We start from the raw sequence: 22,425 nt of genomic DNA on the forward strand, positions 1-22,425 counted from the left end.
GTACGTCATTGCAGCCATTTGCACCAAGAGAGAGACGGGTCACCCCGGGCACTCCGGAGGCGTACGGGACGTCAGCACGCCCCGCACGCCTCCCCGATGACCACCAGTCACACCGGTGACCCGCCGGCTGGAACCGGGGCTAGGGCACCGAGGCGTGGCCCGGGGCCCGCCGCGGAGTGCTGCCCCCGCCGTCGACCGCGACGGGGCGGCGCTTGGAGACGTACACCGCGCCGACGATCACCACGGCGGCGAACACCGCCACCACGGCACGGACGGCCGGGCTCGCGTCCACGCCGTAGCTGAACTGCACGACGGCGGGCGCGATGAGCAGCGCCACCAGGTTCATGACCTTGAGCAGCGGGTTGATCGCCGGTCCCGCGGTGTCCTTGAAGGGATCGCCCACGGTGTCCCCGATCACGGTCGCGGCGTGCGCCTCGCTGCCCTTGCCGCCGTGGTGGCCGTCCTCCACCAGCTTCTTGGCGTTGTCCCAGGCGCCCCCGGAGTTGGCGAGGAAGACCGCCATCAGGGTGCCGGTGCCGATGGCGCCCGCGAGGTACGCGCCGAGAGCGCCGACACCGAAGGTGAACCCGACCGCGATGGGGGCCATCACGGCGAGCAGCCCCGGGGTCGCGAGCTCCCGGAGCGCGTCCTTGGTGCAGATGTCCACGACCCGTCCGTACTCCGGCTTCTCGGTGTGGTCCATGATCCCGGGGTGGTCGCGGAACTGCCGCCGGACCTCGAAGACCACGGCCCCCGCGGAGCGTGAGACGGCGTTGATGGCGAGCCCGGAGAAGAGGAAGACCACGGCCGCCCCGAGCACCAGTCCCACCAGGTTGTTGGGCTGGGAGATGTCCATGCTCAGATTGGTCTCGGTGGCCCGGGCGCCCACGTCCACGACGGCGGTGGCGATGGCGTCCCGGTAGGAGCCGAAGAGCGCGGCGGCCGCCAGCACCGCCGTGGCGATGGCGATGCCCTTGGTGATCGCCTTGGTGGTGTTGCCCACGGCGTCGAGGTCGGTGAGAACCTGCGCCCCGGCTCCCTGCACGTCACCGGACATCTCCGCGATGCCCTGGGCGTTGTCGGAGACCGGTCCGAAGGTGTCCATGGCGACGATCACACCCACCGTGGTGAGCAGCCCCGTTCCCGCCAGGGCGACGGCGAAGAGGGCCAGGGTGATCGACGCGCCGCCGAGCAGGAAGGTCCCGTAGACGGAGAGTCCGATCAGCAGCGCCGTGTAGACGGCGGACTCCAGCCCGATGGAGATGCCCGCGAGGACGACGGTGGCAGGTCCGGTCAGCGAGGACGTGCCGATGTCCCGCACGGGGCGGCGGCTGGTTTCGGTGAAGTATCCGGTGAGCTGCTGGATCAGCGCGGCGAGCACGATGCCGATGGCCACGGCGACCAGGGCGAGGATCCGGGGGTCGCCGTCGTGCGCCAGGATCGCCGGGTCGGTCACGCCGTCCAGGGCGGCGTAGGACGAGGGCAGGTGGAGGAAGACCGCGACCGCCACCAGGGCCAGCGAGATGAAGGCGGAGATGAAGAAGCCGCGGTTGATGGCGGTCATACCGCTGCGGTCGGAGCGGCGGGGGGCGACCGCGAAGATTCCGGCCATCGCGGTGAGCACCCCGATCGCCGGGACGATCAGCGGGAAGGCGAGACCGAGATCCCCGAAGGCCGCCTTGCCCAGGATCAGCGCCGCGACCAGGGTCACGGCATAGGACTCGAACAGGTCGGCGGCCATGCCGGCGCAGTCGCCCACGTTGTCCCCGACGTTGTCCGCGATGGTGGCGGCGTTGCGCGGGTCGTCCTCGGGGATGCCCTGCTCGACCTTGCCCACCAGGTCGGCACCGACGTCGGCGGCCTTGGTGAAGATGCCGCCGCCGACCCGCATGAACATCGCGATGAGCGCGGCACCGAGGCCGAACCCCTCCAGCACCTTGGGCGCGTCCGCGGCGTAGACGAGCACGACGCAGGAGGCACCGAGCAGGCCGAGCCCCACCGTGCACATGCCGACCACGCCACCGGTGCGAAAAGCGATCTTCATGGCCCGATGGGCGACGGTGGTGAGATCCCTTTCCGGCGCTCCGGCGGCCGGAGTGGCCTCCCGGGCGGCCGCCGCCACCCGTACATTGCTGCGTACGGCGAGACGCATACCGAGGTATCCGGTGACCGCCGAGAAAAGCGCGCCCACCAGAAAGAAGAGCGAGCGGCCCCAGCGCTGTGTCCCGTTGTCGGCGGGCAGCAGCAGAAGGAGGAAGAACACCACGACGGCGAAGATCCCGAGCGTCCGCATCTGCCGCGTCAGATAGGCGTTGGCGCCCTCCTGGACGGCGGCCGCGATCTTCTTCATGGAGGCGGTGCCCTCGCCCGCGGCCAGCACCTGCCGTACGAGCAGCTGGGCGACGACCAGGGCGGCCAGCGCCACCCCGGCGATGACGATCACGATGATCCGGTTCTCGCCGGTGAGCACCGCGGCGGCGAGCGAGCTGGAGTGTTCGGTTTGTTCGGTCAGCCGTGAGAAGTCGAGCCCCGCCATTCGTCCTCCTTGACGTCAGAAGAGCTCAAGATGTGGACGGATTGTAGGGAGCATGACCCGATCGAGACAGAGTGCCGTAGAACAGAATCGACCGGTACTCGACGTACGGCAAATGATCGACGGACTTCATTCACCCGCTGGGAGTAATACCGACCTGCGCGTGCGCCGTCACGAATGATCGAACGGCGACCCCGCACCGCGCCCGCAAAAGGATCACGGGGGAATGGGGAATGGCCCGGAAACACCGGAAGACCCCCGCCGACGGAGCCTTCCGGTGATCTTCGAAGGCTTCCGGTGTGCGCGTCGTGTCGTCCGGTGTACGCGCACGGGTGCGGGGATGCGGGATACGGGCCCGGGTTCGCGAAGGGCATCGGCGTACGGCGGTGTGTGTACGGGCCGGCCGGGGCCCACGCCCTCCGCGAGCCCCCGGCGGCTCTCCGGGGACCGGCTCGTGGCTCACCCTTGAGGCCCGGTCGACTCGCCGGGGTCCCGAGCGCGCGTGAGCACCGGGGCAGCCGCACGCGTCCGCGCCGGTCTCGGCGGGGATTCCGCCGGTCCAGGGAGCTCCCGGACAACAGTCTGGATTACGGGCCCGGGCACGGAGAAGCCCCTCGGAGGGTCCTCCCGCCTTCCCTGCCCCTGCGGATCCCCAGCACCCCACTCACCCTCGGGGCCGTCGGCTTCTCCGGGGTCAGCGGTCAGCGGGTCGGTAGGTCAGAGGGTCAGAGGGTCAGAGGGTCAGAGAAGGGTCGTCGGAGAAGTGGTGGGCCAGCTCATCCGGATGACCCCGCCCCGCTCGCCGGCGGAGACCTCCATGTCGTCCACGAGACCACTGATCACGGCGAGGCCCATCTCGTCCTCGCCCTCGGCGTCGTCGAACTGCTCCGCCGGTGCCGCGTCCCGGCTGCCCGGCACCCCGGCGGCATCCGCCGCGGCGACGCCGGCGCCCGGCACCTCGTCGCCGACCTCGATGGAGAAGGTCTTCTCCTCCTCGGTCAGCACCACCCGCACCGGTGAGGTCACGTCGTTGCTGCGGTGGAGTCCGACCGCACGGGAACACGCCTCGCCCACGGCCAGCCTGACCTCGTCCAGCACCGCCTCGTCCACGCCGGCCCGGCGCGCCACGGCGGCGGCCACCAGACGGGCCGTCCTGACGTGCTCGGGCTGGGCGCTGAAGCGGAGTTCGACGGTGGCCATGCTGTCCCCCTCGGACGTACGAGCCTGTGTGCCACGGGACCGGGCCGACTGCCCGGTGCCCCTGCTCCCGGTGCTCCCGGCGAGCCCCGGAACACCGCCCGGCGGCGATACGGGTCACCTCCGGGAGCGGTGCCACACCCGCGTCCCGGCACGGCACCGGTCCGGTGGCGCGGACGTACGGTCCGGTCCGCGCACGGACGGTCCGACGACCGGGCCCGCACCGTCCGGGACGGCCGGGGCCGCCCCGAACAGCAGGGCCATGGAGCACACGGCGGGCGCCGGGCCCGGCGCCCGGCCGCCCGGGGCCGGACGTACCGCCTCAGTCGGTGGCCTCGATGGCCTCTTCCACCGTGGTGTGGATTGGGAACACCTTGGTCAGACCGGTGATCCGGAAGATCTTCAGAATGCGCTCCTGGTTGCAGACCAGGCGCAGCGAGCCCTCGTGCGCGCGGACGCGCTTGAGGCCGCCCACGAGCACGCCGAGGCCGGTCGAGTCGAGGAAGTCCACGCCCTCCATGTCGACGACCAGGTGATAACTGCCGTCGTTCACCAACTCGACCAACTGCTCGCGCAGCTTGGGCGCGGTATACACATCAATCTCGCCACCGACCTCGACGACCGTACGGTCGCCGCCAGGGCCGGTCACATTGCGAGTCGACAGGGACAGGTCCACGGATCCTCCAGCACCTTGCTATCGAGCGGTCGCCCCTCGGGTCTCCCCGACGGAGCCAGGGGACGGATCGCCAGCCGCGATGGCATTCAATCACTTACCAGCAGCCATGCACGACGCCTTGGGAGCATTGTCCGTCACGCCAGTGACACACTCGGTGCCGATGGCCATGAATCACCGCCCCAGTCGACCGCCCGGGAACGGGGAAAGCCGCCCCTCCCCCGGTGCCGTCCTCGACCGGCTCGCCGCAGGAGCGAACCGGGCTGCGCGCATCACTCATACGGAGCACCTGCCCCCGAGGGAGGGCAGGCATGCCCTCTGGCCCGCGCGTATCCGACCTGAAGTGATCAAGGCCCTGCGCGACTGCGGCATCGACCATCCGTGGGAGCACCAGGCGGCCGCCGCCGACCATGCCCTGGACGGCGAGTCGGTGGTCATCGCCACCGGAACCGCCTCGGGCAAGTCGCTGGCCTATCTGCTGCCGGTGCTGTCCACCCTGCTCGACGGGTCCGAGGCGGCCAACGGCCGGGGCGCGACCGCCCTGTACCTCGCTCCCACCAAGGCGCTCGCGGCCGATCAGCGGCGGGCGGTGCGGTCCCTGGCCGCGCCGCTGGGAAACCGGATCCGCCCCGCCGTGTACGACGGCGACACCCCCGTGGAGGAGCGGGAGTGGGTCCGCCAGTACGCCAACTACGTCCTGACCAACCCCGACATGCTCCACCGGGGCATACTCCCCTCCCATCCGCGCTGGTCCGCCTTTCTGCGGGCGCTGCGCTTCGTGGTCGTCGACGAGTGCCACACCTACCGCGGGGTCTTCGGCTCGCACGTCGCCCAGGTACTGCGCCGGCTGCGCCGACTCTGCGCCCGGTACGGCTCCGAGCCGGTCTTCCTCCTCGCCTCCGCCACCGCCGCCCGGCCGGCCGACGCCGCCGGACGGCTGACCGGGCTTCCGGTGACCGAGGTCGCGGACGACGCCTCGCCCCGGGGCGAGCTGGTCTTCGCCCTCTGGGAGCCGCCGCTCACCGCACTGGAGGGCGAGCGCGGTGCCCCGGTGCGCCGCACCGCCACCGCGGAGACCGCCGACCTCCTCACCGATCTGACCGTCCAGGGCGTCCGCTCCGTGGCCTTCGTACGCTCCCGGCGCGGCGCCGAGCTCATTTCCGTCATCGCCCAGGAGCGGCTGGCCGAGGTGGACCGCTCCCTGGCCCGCCGGGTCGCCGCCTACCGGGGCGGCTATCTGCCGGAGGAGCGCCGCGCCCTGGAGCGCGCCCTGCACTCCGGGGAACTGCTCGGGCTGGCCGCGACCACCGCCCTGGAGCTGGGCATCGACGTGTCCGGACTGGACGCCGTGGTCATCGCCGGCTATCCGGGCACCCGGGCCTCGCTCTGGCAGCAGGCGGGCCGGGCCGGCCGCTCCGGGCAGGGGGCGCTCGCCGTGCTCGTGGCCCGGGACGACCCGCTGGACACCTTCCTGGTCCATCACCCGGAGGCGCTCTTCCGGCAGCCCGTGGAGTCCACCGTGCTGGACCCGGACAACCCGTATGTGCTCGCGCCCCATCTGTGCGCCGCCGCCGCGGAGCAGCCGCTCACCGAGGACGACCTGCCGCTCTTCGGACCGGCCGCGCCGGGGCTGCTGCCCCAGCTGGAGGCGGCCGGACTGCTGCGCCGGCGGGCCTCCGGCTGGTACTGGACGCGCCGGGAACGTGCCGCCGACCTCGCGGACATCCGGGGCGCGGGCGGCAGCCCGGTGCGGATCGTCGAGGAGGGCACCGGCCGGCTGCTCGGCACCGTGGACGAACCCGCCTCCCACGGCGCCGTCCACGAGGGCGCCGTCCATCTGCACCAGGGCCGCACGTATCTGGTGCGCCGGCTGGACCTGAAGGACTCGGTGGCGCTGGTGGAGGAGGCGAACCCGCCGTACTCGACGACCGCCCGCGACACCACCGCCATCGCGGTACTGGAGACCGACGCCGAGGTCCCCTGGGGCCGGGGACGGCTCTGCTACGGCTCCGTCGAGGTCACCAACCAGGTGGTCTCCTTCCTGCGCCGCCGTCTCATCACGGGCGAGGTGCTCGGTGAGACCAAGCTGGACCTGCCGCCACGCATACTCCGCACCCGTGCCGTGTGGTGGACGGTCACCGAGGACCAGCTGGACGCGGCCCGGGTGAATCCGGAACAGCTGGGCGGCGCCCTGCACGCCGCCGAGCACGCCTCCATCGGTCTGCTGCCGCTCTTCGCCACCTGCGACCGCTGGGACATCGGAGGTGTGTCCGTACCACTGCACCCCGACACCCTGCTGCCCACGGTCTTCGTGTACGACGGCCATCCCGGGGGCGCCGGATTCGCGGAGCGCGCCTTCCGCACCGCACGGGACTGGCTCACCGCCACCCGGGACGCCATCGCCTCCTGCGAGTGCGTGGCCGGCTGCCCGTCCTGTGTGCAGTCGCCCAAGTGCGGCAACGGCAATGACCCGCTGCACAAGCGGGGAGCGGTGCGCCTGCTCACCGAACTGCTCCGGGGCGCACCGCCCACGCCCTGACGGACGCTCGCCCACGGGCCGGGCGGCGGCCCGGTACCCGGGGTCGAACCCGCCACGGCCGCGCCCGTCACCGCCGGGCCGGCCGCCGCCGAGCCGGCCCGAGGCCCCGTACCCGAGGCCGGGCCCGCCGGATCGACAAGACCAGTCCCCGCAACCGGGCCCGCCGGGCCGCTCCCCGCTGCCGGGCCCGCGCGCGACCTGCTCTCGGGCGTGTAGGGCCCGAAGCGCGAGCGGACGGTGACCTCGGCGGTCTCGCCGCGCAGACCGCAGCCCGTCAGCTCCGCGCCCTGGGCCCGGGCGACCCGGGCGGCGGCCCGGCAGGCGTGGCCGGCGCCCCACAGCGCCCGGTCGGCCGCCGCGAGCGCCGCGAGGTCGGCGGCGCCGGCCGCCCGGTGCCGTGCGGCCACCGCCTGGCCCAGGGCGAGGACGGCCGCGAACACGGTGCCCAGGACCGTCGCCGCCATGGCCACCCATACGGTCGCGGAGCCCCGGTCGCGGCCGCTCACGGGGTGACTCCGACCGTCTCCTCGGCGAGCGCCGCCGCCTCCGCGTGGAGGGTCAGGGCCAGCGAACCCGGCCCCGGGGTCGGCGCCTCCACCCGGACCCGCCACAGGTCACCGGCGCGCTCCACCGCCACCCGGGCGCCGTCCGGGGCGGCCGCCCGGGCGGCGGCCGCGGCGGCCGCGGCCGGCTCCGAGCGGGCCGCCGCGCGCGCCCCGGCCCGTGCCGCGTCCACGCACCGGATCTGCGCGGCGGCGGCCGTGAGTGCCCAGACCAGCGCCATGGTGAGCACCAGCAGGGCGGGCACCGTGACCGCGGCCTCGGCGGTGACCGCGCCCTGGTCGCGCGGCCTCCGGCCCGGCCGTGCCCGGGAGGCCCCGCCCGGTCGGCCGGACCGGTCAGAACTGGGCATTGAGTGCCTTGCCGATCAGCGACTGCAAACCGCTGGAGACCGTGTCGCTGGTGACGATCCGGTAGAGCACGGCGGCGAAGGCGCAGGCCGCGATGGTGCCCATGGCGTATTCGGCTGTGGTCATGCCGGTGTCCTGGCCGGAGGGACGCATCCGGGCCCCGAGCCACGCCCGGATCCGCCGGTACCGGAAGCGCACATCGGCTCCCTGAATCGCCCCGGCCCGCTTCTCGTTCTCCATGGTGACCTCCATCGGTTGTCGTTCTCCTTTCTCCCGCGCCACGCGGGCGCGGGGGTCAAGCGCGCGTCCTGGGCTTCGGGCTCCGGTGGGTCCGGGCCACCCGCGAGGTGGCCGGGCGCCCCCGGAGGTCCGGCCCCGCTACCACCGCTCACAACAGCCCGCTCGCCAGTCCGACGACCACCGGAGCCACGCCGACGGCCAGAAAGGCGGGCAGGAAGCACAGCCCCACCGGCGCCGTCATCAGCACCTGGGCCCGCTGTGCCCGGGCGGCGCCCCGGCGGCCCCGCTCGGCCCGGAGCCCGGTGGCCAGCCGGGCGACGCCATCGGCGGCCGGGGCGCCCGAGGCATCCGCCCGCTCCAGGCAGCGGGCCAGCGGCCCGGCACCCGGCAGGGCGCCCAGACGGGCCCATGCCTCGGTCGGTTCGCCGCCGAGTCGCAGCTCGGCCGCGGCCCGGGCCAGCCGGTCGCCCAGCGGCCCGCCCAGGGAGCGTCCGACCGCGTCGGCCGCCTGCTGGGGGCCGGCCCCGGCCGAGAGGCACGCCGCCAGCAGATCCGCCGCCAGCGGAAGCCGGCGTTCCGCGTCCTGGGCCGTCTCGTCGGGGGCCGGAGGCGACCGCCGCAGCCAACCGCGCACGCCCCAGGCCGCCACGGCGCCCAACAGGCCACCGGATGCACCGCCGACCACCGCCGCCACCGTGATCGCGGCCCCCAGCGGAGCCGCCCAACCGCGGGCCCGGGCCATCGCCCCGACGGCCGGCCGTCGGCCGGCTCCGCGTCGGGCGGGCCGGCCCAGCAGGGCACCACCCCGGTGGCGCACCCGGTGCCCGGCCCGGCGGTCCGACACCGACCGGGCCGCCCACAGCCAACCCGCCGAGACGGTGAGCACCAGGGCGACCGGGCTCGCCGATCCACCGGTCATGGCTCCTCACCCGCCCGCACGATCCGGCCGGCCCACCACAGCCCGGCCGCCTCCAGCAGCCCTCCGACCACCAGACAGCCCAGGCCCGCCGGTGTGTGCAGCAGCACCCGCAGCGGGTCCGCGCCCAGCGCCCACCCCATCACCAGGGCGACCAGCGGCAGCAGGGCGAGCAGTACGACGGTCGACCAGGCGCCCGCCAGCTGCGCCCGCAATCGCTCCCGCTGATCCCGCAGTTCCCGCAGCGCGGCCTCCAGCCGGTCGAGGCCCGCGGCGAGCCCGGCTCCCCCGTCCACGGCGACCTGCCAGCAAGCCGCCATCCCGGCGAGTCCCGCCGCCCCCTCCTCCCGCGCTGACGACCGCAGCGCGGCCGGCACATCCCCACCGAACCGGGCCGCGGCCAGCACCGCGGCCTCCTCGCCACCCAGGGCAGCCGAGCCCCGGGCCGCCACCAGCAGAGCCCGAGCGGGCTGGGAACCGGCCCGGAGCTCGCCCGCGACCGCCCCGCAGAGACCGATCACGGCCTCCTCCCGGCGCTCCCCGGCCCGTCTCCGCTCCCCGGCCCGCAGCCGCCGTGCCACCAGCGGTACCGCGACGCACGCCGCCATCAGGGGCAGTACCGACCGGCCGGGCAGCGCCAGGGCGGCACCGGCCGGCAGGCAGAGCCACTCGCGCCGCTCACGGATCCAGGGGCCCCGGCCCCGCCACCACCGGAGGAGTGGCGGCTCCGCCCCGGGCGGCCACGGCCCCACCGGCCCGGCCCGGTCCGCGCCGTCCGCCGGCCACAGCAGCCGGGCCCGTCGTGCCATCCGCTTCCGTCCGGAGGACATCAGGCCCACCGCCGGACCGCCCGGCCCGGGAACACCGGAAAGCATCCTTCTCACGGGGCACTTCCGATCAGTCGCCGCAGCCGCTCCCAGCCCCGCTCGTACCGGAAGCCGTCGGGCGCCCAGCGCAGCGCGGGGAGGGTCCTCACCAGACCGTCCGGGCCCCGTTCGAGCACATGCACCTCCGCGACACGGCGGCGCCCGCCGGGGTCCCGCACCAGATGGACCACGACCGAGAGGCCGGCGGCCAACTGGCTGTGCAGCGCGGCCCGGTCGAGTCCGGCGGCCGTCCCGAGCGCCTCCAGCCGGGCCGGGACGGCGGCAGCCGTATTGGCGTGCACCGTCCCGCAGCCGCCCTCGTGCCCGGTGTTGAGCGCGGCCAGCAGATCGGCCACCTCCTCGCCCCGGCACTCGCCCACGACCAGCCGGTCGGGCCGCATCCGCAGCGCCTGGCGGACCAGGTCCCGCAGCGTCACCAGGCCGGCGCCCTCCTGGTTGGCCGGCCGGGCCTCCAGCCGCACCACATGGGGATGGTCGGGGCGCAGCTCCGCGGAGTCCTCCGCCAGGACGATCCGCTCGCGCTCGTCCACCAGGCCCAGCAGGGTGGAGAGCAACGTCGTCTTGCCCGACCCGGTACCGCCGCTCACGAGGTACGACACCCGGGCCGCCACCAGGGCTCCGAGCAGCCGGGCGCCGCCCGGCGGCACCGTCCCCGCCGCGGTGAGTTCGGTGAGCGAGAAGGCGCGCGGCCGCACCACCCGCAGGGAGAGAAAGGTGGAGCCGACAGCCACCGGGGGCAGTACCGCGTGCATCCGGGTGCCGTCGGGGAGCCGGGCGTCCACCCAGGGCCGGGCGTCGTCCAGCCGGCGCCCCGCCACCGCGGCCAGTCGCTGCGCCAGTCTGCGCACCGCGGCCGCGTCCGGGAACACGACGTCCGACAGCTCCAGTCCGGTACCCCGGTCCACCCACACCCGGTCCGGCGCGGACACCAGCACATCGGTGACCGCCGGTTCGGCGAGCAGTGGTTCCAGCGGTCCGGTGCCGACGAGTTCACAGCGCAGTTCCCTGGCCGCGCCCAGCACTTCGGCGTCCCCCAGCAGCCGCCCCTGGGCCCGCAGCGCGGCAGCCACCCCGGCGGGGGTGGGCTCGGTGCCGCTCACCGCCAGCCGCTGCCGTACGGCTTCCAGCAGCCCGGTGGTCATGACGCACGCTCCCCGGCCAGCGCCCGCTCCCAGAACTCCCCGCAGAACCGGCCCAGCGGATCCCGGGCGCCGGCCCCCGGCGGGGCACCGGTGTCGAGAGCGGCGGCGAGCGCCGGATCCAGTGGCAGCTCACCGGCGAGCGGCAGCCCCAGCACGTCCGCCACCCAGCGCTCGTCGATGGGGGTGCGTACGGTCCCCGTACCACCACGCGGACGTCCCGGAGGATCGTGCCCATCAGTGCCGCCACCCGCCGGGCACCGGCCACCGCTCGCAGTTCCCCGGGCACGACCAGCAGACCGAGGTCGATCTGGGCCAGCGCCTCGGCGGTGCCCTCGTCCAGTCGTCGCGGCAGATCCACGACGACCGCCCCACCGCCCCTGCGGGCGGCCGCGAGGACCGACCGCATCGCCTCCGGCGGGATCGTCACCGCATCTCCCCGGTCCCAGCTCAGAAAGCGCAGTCCGTGCAGCGAGGGCAGCGATTCCTCCAGCGCCCGGCCGGCGACCCGCCCCTTGGACGTCGCGAAGTCAGGCCACCGCAGGCCGTCCGCGCCCTCGCCGCCGAGCAGGACGTCGAGGCCGCCGCCGAGCGGGTCGCCGTCGACGAGCACCGCACGCCTGCCGGCGCGGGCGGCGCCGACCGCGAGCGCGCAGGCCAGGGTGGAGGCGCCCGCGCCGCCCCGGCCGCCGATCACACCGACCGTCAGCGCGGGCCGGCCCGCGCCCTCGGCCGCGTCCGCGATCCGGTCGACCAGCCAGCTCTCGGCGTCGGGGAGTCGCAGAACCCAGTCGGCGCCGATCTCCACCGCCCGGCGCCAGGCACCCGGTTCGATCTCGTCTCCGGCCACCAGCAGGACACCGCGCCGGCGTGCCGCTCCCCGGCAGGACGCGGCAGCGTCGTCGCCGACCAGGACGAGGGGCGCGGTGTCCCACTCCGCCCGTTGCTCCGGCAGTGTGTGGTGCACCGCGGGCTGGGCCCCGGCCGCGGCGCACAATCGCAGCAGATCGTCGAGCAGATCTCCGTCCGCCGTGATGATCAGCGGTCCCGCCCGCCGGTCGTCCTCCGCCGGCCGGCGGTCGTCGGTGATGGATCGAGCCATCGCCGTCACTCCTCTCTCGCGTACTTCCTGCCGGGGAGCGGCCGCTGCGCACCGCCCTGGCCGTGCGGGCCACGAGGGTGCTCAGGGCGTCCCCGGAAGATCTCCGCCGCGCCTGGCCGGGCGGCGTTGCGGCCGTCCCGGACCGGCGGAGACCGGTGATTCCCGCCGGGCGCCGAGTGGCAGCCGGAATCACCGTGCGGGAGATTCGGAAATGAAGTGGATCTTGGTGAAAAACTGTGGACAACGCCGCGCTTGTGAATAACTCGTTCACCCGGACCAGCGACTTCCACAGCGGAGCCCGATCGATACTCTGAGTGACGAAGCAGGGCATGGCCGAGCGGCCGGGCAACGAGGCGAAGGAGGGCGGCATGAGAGACACGCAGCGCCGGATCACGGGCGAAAAGGCGTCCGGACATGCGACGACCCCCGCCGGGGGGGAGAGCGGGGGTCGTCCTTGCCGGCCGACTCGGGGGGGAGGAGCCGGACCGGCTTAGCACGGTCGCGAACGATCCGTGACTTCCATGGTGTACCCGAGAGCCCTCTCAGGCAAACCCACACGCCTGAGCGTACGCCGAATGGCGGGCACCTATGCTCAGGTCCGTGGAAAACCACTCCTTGCCGCGCACCGCAGCCTTCTTCGATCTGGACAAGACGGTCATTGCGAAGTCGTCCGCCCTGACCTTCAGCAAGTCCTTCTACCAAGGCGGACTGATCAACCGCCGCGCCGTCCTGCGCACCGCCTACATCCAGTTCGTCTTCCTCGTGGGCGGGGCCGACCACGAGCAGATGGAGCGGATGCGCGCCTATCTGTCGGCGCTCTGCCGGGGCTGGAACGTGCAGCAGGTCAAGGAGCTGGTCGCCGAGACACTGCACGAGCTGATCGATCCGATCATCTACGACGAGGCGGCCTCCCTCATCGAGGAGCACCACGCCGCCGGCCGGGACGTGGTGATCGTCTCCACCTCCGGGGCCGAGGTGGTGGAACCGATCGGCGAGCTGCTCGGTGCCGACCGTGTGGTGGCCACGCGCATGGTGGTGGGAGAGGACGGCTGCTACACGGGCGAGGTGGAGTATTACGCGTACGGCCCCACCAAGGCGGACGCGATCAGGGAGCTCGCCGCCTCCGAGGGGTACGACCTGGCGCGCTGTTACGCGTACAGCGACTCGGCCACCGACCTGCCGATGCTGGAGTCGGTGGGCAACCCCTGCGCGGTCAACCCGGATCGGGCGCTGCGGCGCGAGGCGGTCGCCCGCGACTGGCCGGTCCTGGTATTCAACCGCCCGGTCCGGCTGAAGCAGCGCCTGCCCGGCTTCCGGATGCCGCCGCGGCCGGCGCTGATGGCCGCGGCAGCGGTGGGCGCGGCGGCCGCCACCGCCGGGCTGGTCTGGTACACGAGCAAGCGGCGCCGGCCGGCCTGATCCTTTCGGCAGCCGGGTCTCCACGGGCGCCGGCGAGGCCGGAACCCGCCCCCACCGCGACCGTCCGTCGGCCCGGGCCGTCGAAGCTCGGGCCTGCTCCGGACCGACGGGCCGGACGAACCGGACGGACCGGAGGGCGTCGCCTGCGGGGACTTCGACCCCCTTTGCCGGGAAAGTAAAGAAGTGCGGCCAGGGCTTTCGTATCCCGACGTACGGGAGTACAAAGGAATTAACGGCCCGCGAGACCAAGGACGTCCGAGAGGATCACCTGTTGAGCATGAAGGCCCCACGGACCGAGCACGAAAGCTGAGCACCCACGCGACGTCGACCCGTCGATTACGGGCCAGCCGCACCAGGCGTCGGGCAAAGTCCCCGCCTGATGGGCACTTCACGAGGACGCATGGTAACTCGGCGGCCGTGCCAGCGGCGGTACCGGCAATCGGTACCGCCGCAACCCGTTCTTCCGCCTTCTCCCGGGGAATTCACGGCTGGGGCCCGTCCGGCCGGGCGGCACCCATGTGCGATGCGCGTCGTGATCGCGGTTTCCCGGGGCAACCCCGACCGAACCGGCCGGAATGCGGTGCGCCGTCGGCGGAGTCCGGCTACGCGGCGCCCCGCTGAAGCGCCTCGCACACCGCGGTGGACTCCCGCACACCGAGTTCGACCGCGCGACCGCAGTGCGCGATCCAGGCACCCACACCTTCCGGAGTCCCCGACAGATAGCCCTCGAACGCGGCGACATACGCCGCCCGGCCCTGCTCGGCGTGACCCACCTCGGCCGGACAGATCGCCTTGGGGTCCAGGCCGCTGCCGACCAGCACGATCCGCTCGGCCGCCCGCGCCACCAGCCCGCTGCCGGAGGTGAACGGCCGCAGCGCCAGCAGTTCGCCGTGCACGACCGCGGCCGTCACCAGCGCGGGCGCCGAACCACCCGCGACGATCAGCTCGGAGAGCCCCTCAAGCCGCCCCGACATCTCGGCCACGCCCGGCAGCGGCGCCTCGATCAGGGGTTCGTCCACGGCCTCCCCCTCCCGCCGGGGCCGGCCCACCGAGTCCCCGGTGCCGGGGGCCGCCACCAGATGAAGCCGGGCCAGCACCCGCAGCGGCGACTGCCGCCAGATGGAAAGGAGTTGACCGGCCTCCGCATTCAGCCGGAGGGCCGCGCCGACCGTCCGCGCCGCGTCGTCACCACCGAAGTCGGTCCGCCTGCGCACCTCCTCCAGCACCCAGTCGGCGCCGGAGAGCGCCGCCGAGCCCCTGGCCCCGCGCAGCGCGGCCTCCGCGGTGATCTCATGGCTGCGGCGCCGCATCACACGGTGCCCGTACACCCGGTCGACTGCCTTGCGCACGGATTCCACGGCATCGGGCACTCCGGGCAGCGCACCGAGCGCGACCAGCGGATCAGCGGCGTTCGTACTCATAACCCAGGAGGCTACGCGTCCGCCTCACCCGCACCCCCACGAAAGTGGTGTTCTTCATAGGCATCGACGACACCGGGCAACGAAACCACTACCCTAGTTGAACATGAAGATCGCTTTCGTAGGGAAGGGCGGCAGCGGCAAGACGACGCTGTCCTCGCTCTTCATCCGTCAGCTGGCCGCCCACGAGGCGCCCGTCGTCGCGGTGGACGCCGACATCAACCAGCACCTCGGCGCGGCGCTCGGTCTGGACGAGGAGGAGGCCGCCGCGCTGCCCGCGATGGGCGCGCGACTCCCACTGATCAAGGACTATCTGCGAGGCACCAATCCCCGGATCGCCTCGGCCGAGACCATGATCAAGACAACTCCGCCCGGTCTTGGGTCCCGGCTGCTGCGGGTGCGCGAGGACAACCCCGTCTACGCGGCGTGCGCCCGGACGGTGCCACTGGACGGCGGCGCCGTCAGGCTGATGGCGACCGGGCCGTTCAACGAGTCCGACCTCGGCGTGGCCTGCTACCACTCCAAGGTCGGCGCCGTCGAGCTCTGCCTCAACCACCTGGTGGACGGCCCCGACGAGTACGTGGTGGTCGACATGACCGCGGGCTCCGACTCCTTCGCCTCCGGAATGTTCACCCGCTTCGACATGACCTTTCTCGTGGCCGAGCCGACCCGCAAGGGCGTCTCCGTCTACCGCCAGTACAAGGAGTACGCCCGGGACTTCGGCGTGGCTCTGCGCGTCGTCGGCAACAAGGTGCAGGGGGCGGAGGACGTCGCGTTCCTGCGCGAAGAGGTCGGAGACGACCTGCTGGTGACGGTCGGCCACTCGGACTGGGTCCGGGCGATGGAGAAGGGGCGCCCGTCACCGTTCGGCCAGCTGGAGCCGGCGAACCGGGCGGCGCTGGAGGCACTCCGGGAGGCGGCGGACGCCTGCTACGCGCGGCGCGACTGGGAGCGGTACACCCGGCAGATGGTGCACTTCCATCTGAGGAACGCGGAGAGCTGGGGCAACGCGAAGACGGGCGCCGATCTGGCCGCGCAGATCGACCCCGCCTTCGTGCTGAGCGAGAACGTCAGTACCGTGCAACCGGCCTGACGGCGGGTGAGGCGGCCGGCACTCCCCCGGCCGCCTCGACCGACTGGGCCATACGGGCGGGACGCCGCGCGGGGTGCTCCGCCGGGACGACACGGGCCGATGACACCGCACCGTGCGGCGCGGAAGCGGTGGTGGCGCGGGAGGCGGTGGGCGAGGCCGGGGCCTTCGGGCTCTTCGGGGCGGCGCTGCCCGGGGTCGTCGGCCGGGCGGCGAGGAAGGTTGGCCAGCCGGACGTCGGAGTCTCCCCCACCTTCAGGGTCCGCAACTTCGCCAGCGTCTCCTGGTCCTGGACGTCCAGCCAGTCGGCGAGCTGGCGGAAGGAGACACAGCGCACGTCCGGCTTGCCGCAGACGGTGGCGATGGTCTCCTCGATGGCGCGCATATAGGTGCCACCGTTCCAGGACTCGAAGTGGTTCCCGATGATCAGGGGTGCGCGATTCCCCTGGTACGCCCGGTCGAAGGCCTGGACCAGCCCGTCCCGCATCTGGTCGCCCCAGAACTTGTGCATCGACGGGTCGCCCTTGGTCGTCGTCCCGGACTGGTTGACCATGAAGTTGTAGTCCATCGAGAGGGTCTCGAAGGCGCGTCCGGGCACCGGGACCATCTGCATGGACAGGTCCCACAGACCTTGCTTCTTCTGCGGCCAGACCTGGTCGTTCACCCCACTCGTGTCATAGCGCCAGCCCAGTTCGCTCGCCGCGCGCACGAAGTTGTCCCGGCCCTCCAGGCAGGGGGTGCGGGCGCCGATGAGTTCCTTGTCGTAGTCGAACGGCAGGGGCTTCTCACCGGTCAGACCGGAGTTGGTCCGCCACTGCTTGACGAATGTCTTGGCCTGGTTGATCTCGCTCTTCCAGTCCGCGACGGACCAGGTGCCGACACCGCTCTCCGGTCCACAGAAGTGGCCGTTGAAATGGGTGCCGACCTCATTGCCCTCCAGCCAGGCGCCGCGCAGTTCCCGGACGGTGGCGCGGATGCCCTCGGTGTCGTTGAAGCCGATGTCGGAGCGGCCGGGCGCGTGGCCGGGTGCCTCGTAGAGCGTGGACTTGTTCTCCGGCAGGAGGTAGACCCCACTGAGGAAGTAGGTCATCGTCGCGCCGTGTTTCTTGGCCACCGTGCGGAAGTGGGAGAAGAGCTTCTGGCTGTCCTCACCCGCGCCGTCCCAGGAGAACACGACGAATTGCGGGGGCTTCTGGCCGGGCTTCAGACGCTCGGGCTTTCTGAGCCCCGGCTGGACGCCGGTGAAGGAGGTCGACCCGTCACCGATGAGGCGGACCGGACTCCTGGGAGCCGCCGCCTTCTTGGGGCCGGGGGCACCCTCGGAGGAATCGGCGCCCGGGCCGGCGCATCCGGCCAGTCCGGCTGCCAGCGCCACCGCGGCCGCGCCGACGGTGATTCTTCGTGTGGCGGCACTCTGTCTCGTGGCGGCCATTTCCGCCCACCCTTCTCTTCTGTCACGGGCCTGCTGAGAGCGCCGCCCAAGTTCGCACCGAACCGATCAGAAGAAAATATGACAAGCCGAACTAGAACTATTAATCACCGCTCCGAGTGAACACTTGCGCCATTTGCCTCGAAAAGAATGTCGCAGCCTTTACCGTGCATTACGATTCATTTACTCAGAGTTGGCACTTCTGCTCAGCGTCGGAACGTCGCTCCGCACCGCCCATTCGCCCGTCCTCCGGGGCCCGCCGCCCGACGGCCCACCCCGCATGTACGGCCCTCGCACTCGCCTTCGCCCGCTCCGCACGCACCGCGACCACGCCCCCGGAGGAGACCGAGACCATGACTCGCCCGACCGCCTGGGCCGCTCCGGCCCAGCCGCAGCACCCCGGACGCGTCCCCGACGACGCCCACGCCCCGCGCACTCAGCAGCCCCACGGCCCCCCACCGGGCGGGCGCCTCCGGCTGGACGGAGCCGATCTCTCCGCCTCTGTCTCCGTCTTCCTCATCGCCCTCCCGCTCTCCCTGGGCATCGCGCTCGCCACCGGGGCGCCGCTCCAGGCCGGGCTGGTGGCGGCCGCCGCCGGCGGGCTGGTCGCCGGCCGTCTCGGCGGCACACCGCTCCAGGTCAGCGGGCCCGCGGCCGGGCTGACCGTTGTCACGGCCGACCTCATCCAGACCTACGGCTGGCGAGTGACCTGCGCCATCACCGTGCTCGCCGGGCTCACCCAGATCTGCCTTTCCACCCTGCGCGTGGCCCGGTCCGCCCTGGCGGTCTCCCCCGCGATCGTCCACGGCATGATCGCCGGTATCGGCGTCACCATCGCGCTCGCCCAGCTCCACATCGTCCTCGGCGGTACCCCGCAGAGTTCCGTCGTCGACAACCTGCTGGGCCTGCCCGGGCAGATGGCCCGTCCGCACCCGGCGGCCCTGTCGGTCAGCGCGCTCACCGTGGCGGTTCTGCTGGCATGGCCGCGTCTCCCCGGCCGGACCGGCCGGGTGCTCCGCAAGACCCCCGCCCCACTGGTGGCGGTGGCGGCGGCGACCGCCCTGGCCGTCGCGGCCGGACTCGGCGTCCCCCGGGTCCATCTGCCCTCGTGGAGCAACCATGCCCTGCCCGGCCTGCCCGAGGGGCCGGTGCTCGGGATCCTGGCGGGCGTCCTGACCATCACTCTGGTGACCAGCGTCCAGTCGCTGCTCTCCGCCGTGGCCGTCGACAAACTCACCGCCGCCCGGGAGGAGCCGAGAGTGCGGGTGCCGCGCGCCGATCTCGACCGGGAACTGGCCGGCCAGGGCGCGGCCAACCTCGTCTCGGGGGCCCTCGGCGGATTGCCGGTCGCCGGGGTCGCGGTGCGCAGTGTCGCCAATGTGTCGGCGGGCGCGGTGAGCCGGAACTCCACGATGCTGCACGGCCTCTGGGTCGTCCTGGCCGCTCTGCTCCTGGTCCCCGTCCTGGATCTGATCCCGCTGGCCGCACTCGCCGCGCTGGTGATGGTCGTCGGGGTGCAGATGGTCAGCATCACCCATATGCGCAGCGTCACCCGGCACCGGGAGGCACCGGTCTACGCCATCACGGTCGCCGGTGTCATGGTGGGCGGGGTGCTGGAGGGGGTGGGGCTGGGCATCGTGGTCGCCACCGCCCTGGCCCTGCGCCGGGTGGCCCGCACCCGGATCATGCGCCGGTCGGCCGGCGGGCGTGAGTACGTCACCGTACGGGGCCAGTTGACCTTCCTCGCCGTGCCCCGGCTCAGCCGGGCCCTCCACCAGGTTCCCCCGGGGGCCGACACGGTGGTCGAGCTGGACGGATCGTTCATGGACCACGCCGCCTACGAAGCCCTGCGGGACTGGCGGTCCGCCCATCTGGCGGGCGGGGGCCGGGTCGAGCTGACCGGGCGGTCCGGAAGACGGATCGCCACGACGGCCTCCGGGGCCCATGGGTGCTGCCGGCCCTGGACCCCCTGGCGCAATCACCACTGCGGCGACCGGCGGGCGCCCGGGTTCCAGCACCCGACCGGGCATCAGCTGGCGAGCGGGCTGAGTTCCTTCCAGCGCCATACGGCCCCGCTGGTGCGCGAGGAGCTGTCACGGCTCGCCCGGGAGGGTCAGAGCCCCTCCCAGCTCTTTCTCACCTGCGCCGACTCCCGCCTGGTGACCAGCATGATCACATCGAGCGGACCGGGCGACCTCTTCACCGTACGGAACGTGGGCAATCTGGTTCCGGCCCCGGGCGAGGAGACCGGGGACGACTCGGTGGCCGCCGCCATCGAGTACGCGGTCGACGTCCTCCGGGTGCGGTCCATCACCGTCTGCGGGCACTCCGGCTGCGGCGCGATGCAGGCCCTGCTCGACGGCGACGACAGGACCGGCGGGGACGACAGGACCGGCGAAGACGGCGGAGACGGCGGGGAGATCAACGGGGGCGGGGGCGGGGGCCGGGCGGAGGACGCCGGGGACGACACCGGTGGCGGCCCCGCCGGCGGTGAGAAGGCACCCCGGACTCCGCTCGGGCGCTGGCTGCGGCACGGGCTGCCGAGCCTGGAGCGGGCGGGCGCACGACCCGGGGAGGGACCCGCAGGCGGGGTCCGTATCGCGGGGCGGGAGCCGGCCGATGCGGTGGAGCGGCTCTGTCTGAGCAATGTCGTCCAGCAGTTGGAGCATCTGCGGGCACACGAGGCCGTGTCCCGCCGCCTCGACGCGGCTGAGCTGGAGCTGCACGGCATGTACTTCCACGTGGGTGAGGCCCAGACCTATCTGCTGACCCGCACGGCCGGCGGCACGGCCGTCTTCGACCGGGTTTCCGCCGCCGCGCCGCCCCGCCCGGAGCCGAAGGAGCGTCAACAGGTCTAAACCAATCAACCGGATCCCCTTGTCACTGGGCGCGTTCGGCTGATGAGCTATGGCCTGGGACACATCGGACGCCCCTGGGAATGGGAGAAGTCGTGAGCAACGAGAGCCTGGCCAACCTCCTCAAGGAGGAGCGGCGCTTCGCACCGCCCGCCGAGCTGGCGGCGCACGCCAATGTGACGGCGGACGCGTACGAGCGGGCCCGGGCCGACCGGCTCGGCTTCTGGGCCGAGCAGGCCCGCAGGCTGAGCTGGGAGACCGAGCCGACCGAGACCCTGGACTGGTCGAACCCGCCGTTCGCCAAGTGGTTCGCCGACGGCCGGCTGAACGTGGCGTACAACTGCGTGGACCGTCATGTCGAGGCGGGGCACGGCGACCGGGTCGCCATCCACTTCGAGGGCGAGCCCGGCGACAGCCGGGCGCTCACCTACGCCGAGCTGAAGGACAAGGTCTCCCGGGCGGCCAACGCGCTGACCGAGCTGGGGGTGCGCAAGGGCGACCGGGTCGCCGTCTATCTGCCGATGATTCCCGAGGCGGCCATCGCCATGCTGGCCTGCGCCCGGGTCGGCGCCGCCCACTCGGTGGTCTTCGGCGGGTTCTCGGCCGACGCCGTCGCCTCGCGCATCCAGGACGCCGACGCCAAGCTGGTCATCACCGCCGACGGCGGCTACCGCCGGGGCAAGCCCTCCGCCCTCAAGCCGGCCATCGACGAGGCGGTCGCCAAGTGCCCGCAGGTCGAGCACGTCCTGGTCGTGCGCCGTACCGGTCAGGACACCGCCGTCACCGAGGGCCGCGACGTCTGGTGGCACGAGATCGTCGGCCGTCAGTCCGCCGAGCACACCCCCGAGCCCTTCGACGCGGAGCACCCGCTCTTCATCCTCTACACCTCCGGCACCACCGGAAAGCCGAAGGGCATTCTGCACACCTCGGGCGGCTACCTCACCCAGGCGGCCTACACCCACCACGCCGTCTTCGACCTCAAGCCGGAGACCGACGTCTACTGGTGCACCGCCGACATCGGCTGGGTGACGGGACACTCGTACATCGTCTACGGGCCGCTGGCCAACGGCGCCACCCAGGTCATCTACGAGGGCACCCCCGACACCCCGCACCAGGGACGCTTCTGGGAGATCGTCCAGAAGTACGGCGTCACCATCCTCTACACGGCGCCCACCGCCATCCGGACATTCATGAAGTGGGGCGACGACATCCCCGCCAAGTTCGACCTGTCGTCGCTGCGGGTGCTCGGCTCGGTGGGTGAGCCGATCAACCCGGAGGCATGGATCTGGTACCGGGAGAACATCGGGGCCGGGAAGACGCCGGTCGTGGACACCTGGTGGCAGACCGAGACCGGCGCCATGATGATCTCGCCGCTGCCGGGCGTCACCGAGACCAAGCCCGGCTCGGCCCAGCGCGCGCTGCCCGGCATCGCCGCGACCGTGGTGGACGACGAGGGCAACGAGGTGCCCGACGGCAGGGGTGGCTATCTGGTGCTCACCGAGCCGTGGCCGTCCATGCTCCGCACCATCTGGGGCGACGACCAGCGGTTCCTCGACACCTACTGGTCGCGGTTCCCGGACCGGTACTTCGCCGGGGACGGCGCCAAGAAGGACGAGGACGGAGACATCTGGCTGCTCGGCCGGGTGGACGACGTCATGCTGGTCTCCGGCCACAACATCTCCACCACCGAGGTGGAATCGGCGCTGGTCAGCCACCCCAAGGTCGCCGAGGCGGCGGTCGTCGGCGCGGCGGACGAGACCACCGGCCAGGCCATCGTGGCCTTCGTCATCCTGCGCGGCACCGCCAGCGAGGACGCCGGGCTGGTGGACGAGCTGCGCAACCACGTGGGCACCGCACTCGGGCCGATCGCCAAGCCGAAGCGGGTGCTGCCGGTGGCGGAGCTGCCCAAGACCCGGTCGGGCAAGATCATGCGCCGGCTGCTGCGGGACGTGGCGGAGAACCGGCAGCTGGGTGATGTCACCACGCTGACCGACTCCTCCGTCATGGACCTCATCCAGTCCAAGCTGCCGTCCGCCTCCAGCGAGGACTGACCGGGTACTGCTTCCGCACCCGGCGG

The 22,425-nt window shown here is 72.9% G+C and carries 15 protein-coding genes and 2 pseudogenes; 5 read left to right on the forward strand and 12 right to left on the reverse strand.

What is annotated here, in order from left to right:
- Positions 1-139: 139 nt before the first annotated feature.
- From NX801_RS27185 to NX801_RS27195, 3 genes are all read right to left on the reverse strand, one after another.
- Positions 140-2,536 carry a sodium-translocating pyrophosphatase gene (locus NX801_RS27185; protein ID WP_258790593.1) on the reverse strand — a complete coding sequence of 799 codons (2,397 nt, stop codon included), beginning with the start codon at positions 2,534-2,536 and terminating at the stop codon, positions 140-142.
- A 738-nt stretch (positions 2,537-3,274) separates the two neighbouring features.
- Positions 3,275-3,733 (reverse strand): ATP-binding protein, encoded by a 459-nt coding sequence (locus NX801_RS27190; RefSeq protein ID WP_258790594.1) that lies wholly within the window; start codon positions 3,731-3,733, stop codon positions 3,275-3,277.
- Between the two features lie 319 nt (positions 3,734-4,052).
- The gene (locus NX801_RS27195) at positions 4,053-4,406 is read right to left on the reverse strand and encodes an STAS domain-containing protein (protein WP_258790595.1); all 354 of its coding nucleotides are present in this window, start codon (positions 4,404-4,406) and stop codon (positions 4,053-4,055) included.
- A 79-nt stretch (positions 4,407-4,485) separates the two neighbouring features.
- Here NX801_RS27195 and NX801_RS27200 point away from each other — a divergent pair, with 79 nt between their 5' ends.
- On the forward strand, positions 4,486-6,942 hold the full coding sequence (locus NX801_RS27200; RefSeq protein WP_258790596.1) for a DEAD/DEAH box helicase: 2,457 nt from the start codon (positions 4,486-4,488) through the stop codon (positions 6,940-6,942).
- A gap of 170 nt (positions 6,943-7,112) precedes the next feature.
- Here NX801_RS27200 and NX801_RS30870 read toward each other — a convergent pair.
- The 7 genes and pseudogenes from NX801_RS30870 to ssd all read right to left on the reverse strand — a co-directional run.
- Positions 7,113-7,553: pseudogene (locus NX801_RS30870) on the reverse strand (Rv3654c family TadE-like protein); the annotation flags it as partial.
- The gene (locus NX801_RS27210; protein WP_258790597.1) at positions 7,445-7,855 is read right to left on the reverse strand and encodes a TadE family type IV pilus minor pilin; all 411 of its coding nucleotides are present in this window, start codon (positions 7,853-7,855) and stop codon (positions 7,445-7,447) included. The gene NX801_RS27210 and the pseudogene NX801_RS30870, both read right to left, overlap by 109 nt.
- Positions 7,842-8,105, reverse strand: a complete 264-nt coding sequence (locus NX801_RS31075; protein WP_428986247.1) for a DUF4244 domain-containing protein — start codon at positions 8,103-8,105, stop codon at positions 7,842-7,844. Before NX801_RS31075 ends, NX801_RS27210 begins: the two co-directional genes overlap by 14 nt.
- A gap of 136 nt (positions 8,106-8,241) precedes the next feature.
- Positions 8,242-9,012 (reverse strand): type II secretion system F family protein, encoded by a 771-nt coding sequence (locus NX801_RS27220; RefSeq protein WP_258790598.1) that lies wholly within the window; start codon positions 9,010-9,012, stop codon positions 8,242-8,244.
- The gene (locus NX801_RS27225; protein ID WP_309505915.1) at positions 9,009-9,839 is read right to left on the reverse strand and encodes a type II secretion system F family protein; all 831 of its coding nucleotides are present in this window, start codon (positions 9,837-9,839) and stop codon (positions 9,009-9,011) included. Before NX801_RS27225 ends, NX801_RS27220 begins: the two co-directional genes overlap by 4 nt.
- Before the next feature lie 50 nt (positions 9,840-9,889).
- Entirely contained in the window at positions 9,890-11,038 is a 1,149-nt protein-coding gene (locus NX801_RS27230) for a TadA family conjugal transfer-associated ATPase (RefSeq protein WP_258790600.1), read from the reverse strand.
- Positions 11,035-12,137 (reverse strand): annotated as a pseudogene (ssd, locus tag NX801_RS27235) (septum site-determining protein Ssd). The gene NX801_RS27230 and the pseudogene ssd overlap by 4 nt, the downstream one beginning before the upstream one ends.
- Before the next feature lie 588 nt (positions 12,138-12,725).
- Here ssd and NX801_RS27240 point away from each other — a divergent pair.
- A complete protein-coding gene (locus tag NX801_RS27240; RefSeq protein ID WP_258790601.1) occupies positions 12,726-13,556 on the forward strand; it encodes an HAD family hydrolase in 831 nt (276 codons plus the stop codon).
- Between the two features lie 602 nt (positions 13,557-14,158).
- Here the strand turns inward: NX801_RS27240 and NX801_RS27245 are convergent.
- On the reverse strand, positions 14,159-14,977 hold the full coding sequence (locus NX801_RS27245; RefSeq protein WP_258790602.1) for a Fic family protein: 819 nt from the start codon (positions 14,975-14,977) through the stop codon (positions 14,159-14,161).
- 103 nt (positions 14,978-15,080) lie between these two features.
- Between NX801_RS27245 and NX801_RS27250 the strand changes: the two genes are divergently transcribed.
- Positions 15,081-16,067, forward strand: a complete 987-nt coding sequence (locus tag NX801_RS27250; protein ID WP_258790603.1) for an ATP-binding protein — start codon at positions 15,081-15,083, stop codon at positions 16,065-16,067.
- Here NX801_RS27250 and NX801_RS27255 read toward each other — a convergent pair.
- A complete protein-coding gene (locus NX801_RS27255) occupies positions 16,045-17,496 on the reverse strand; it encodes a polysaccharide deacetylase family protein (protein WP_258790604.1) in 1,452 nt (483 codons plus the stop codon). The two genes, NX801_RS27250 and NX801_RS27255, sit on opposite strands and share 23 nt — an antisense overlap.
- Before the next feature lie 350 nt (positions 17,497-17,846).
- Here NX801_RS27255 and NX801_RS27260 point away from each other — a divergent pair, with 350 nt between their 5' ends.
- A complete protein-coding gene (locus NX801_RS27260; protein WP_258790605.1) occupies positions 17,847-20,351 on the forward strand; it encodes a bifunctional SulP family inorganic anion transporter/carbonic anhydrase in 2,505 nt (834 codons plus the stop codon).
- A gap of 92 nt (positions 20,352-20,443) precedes the next feature.
- Entirely contained in the window at positions 20,444-22,399 is a 1,956-nt protein-coding gene (gene acs, locus NX801_RS27265; protein ID WP_258790606.1) for an acetate--CoA ligase, read from the forward strand.
- Positions 22,400-22,425: the final 26 nt, after the last annotated feature.

Source organism: Streptomyces pyxinae (assembly GCF_024756275.1).
Taxonomy (GTDB): domain Bacteria; phylum Actinomycetota; class Actinomycetes; order Streptomycetales; family Streptomycetaceae; genus Streptomyces; species Streptomyces pyxinae.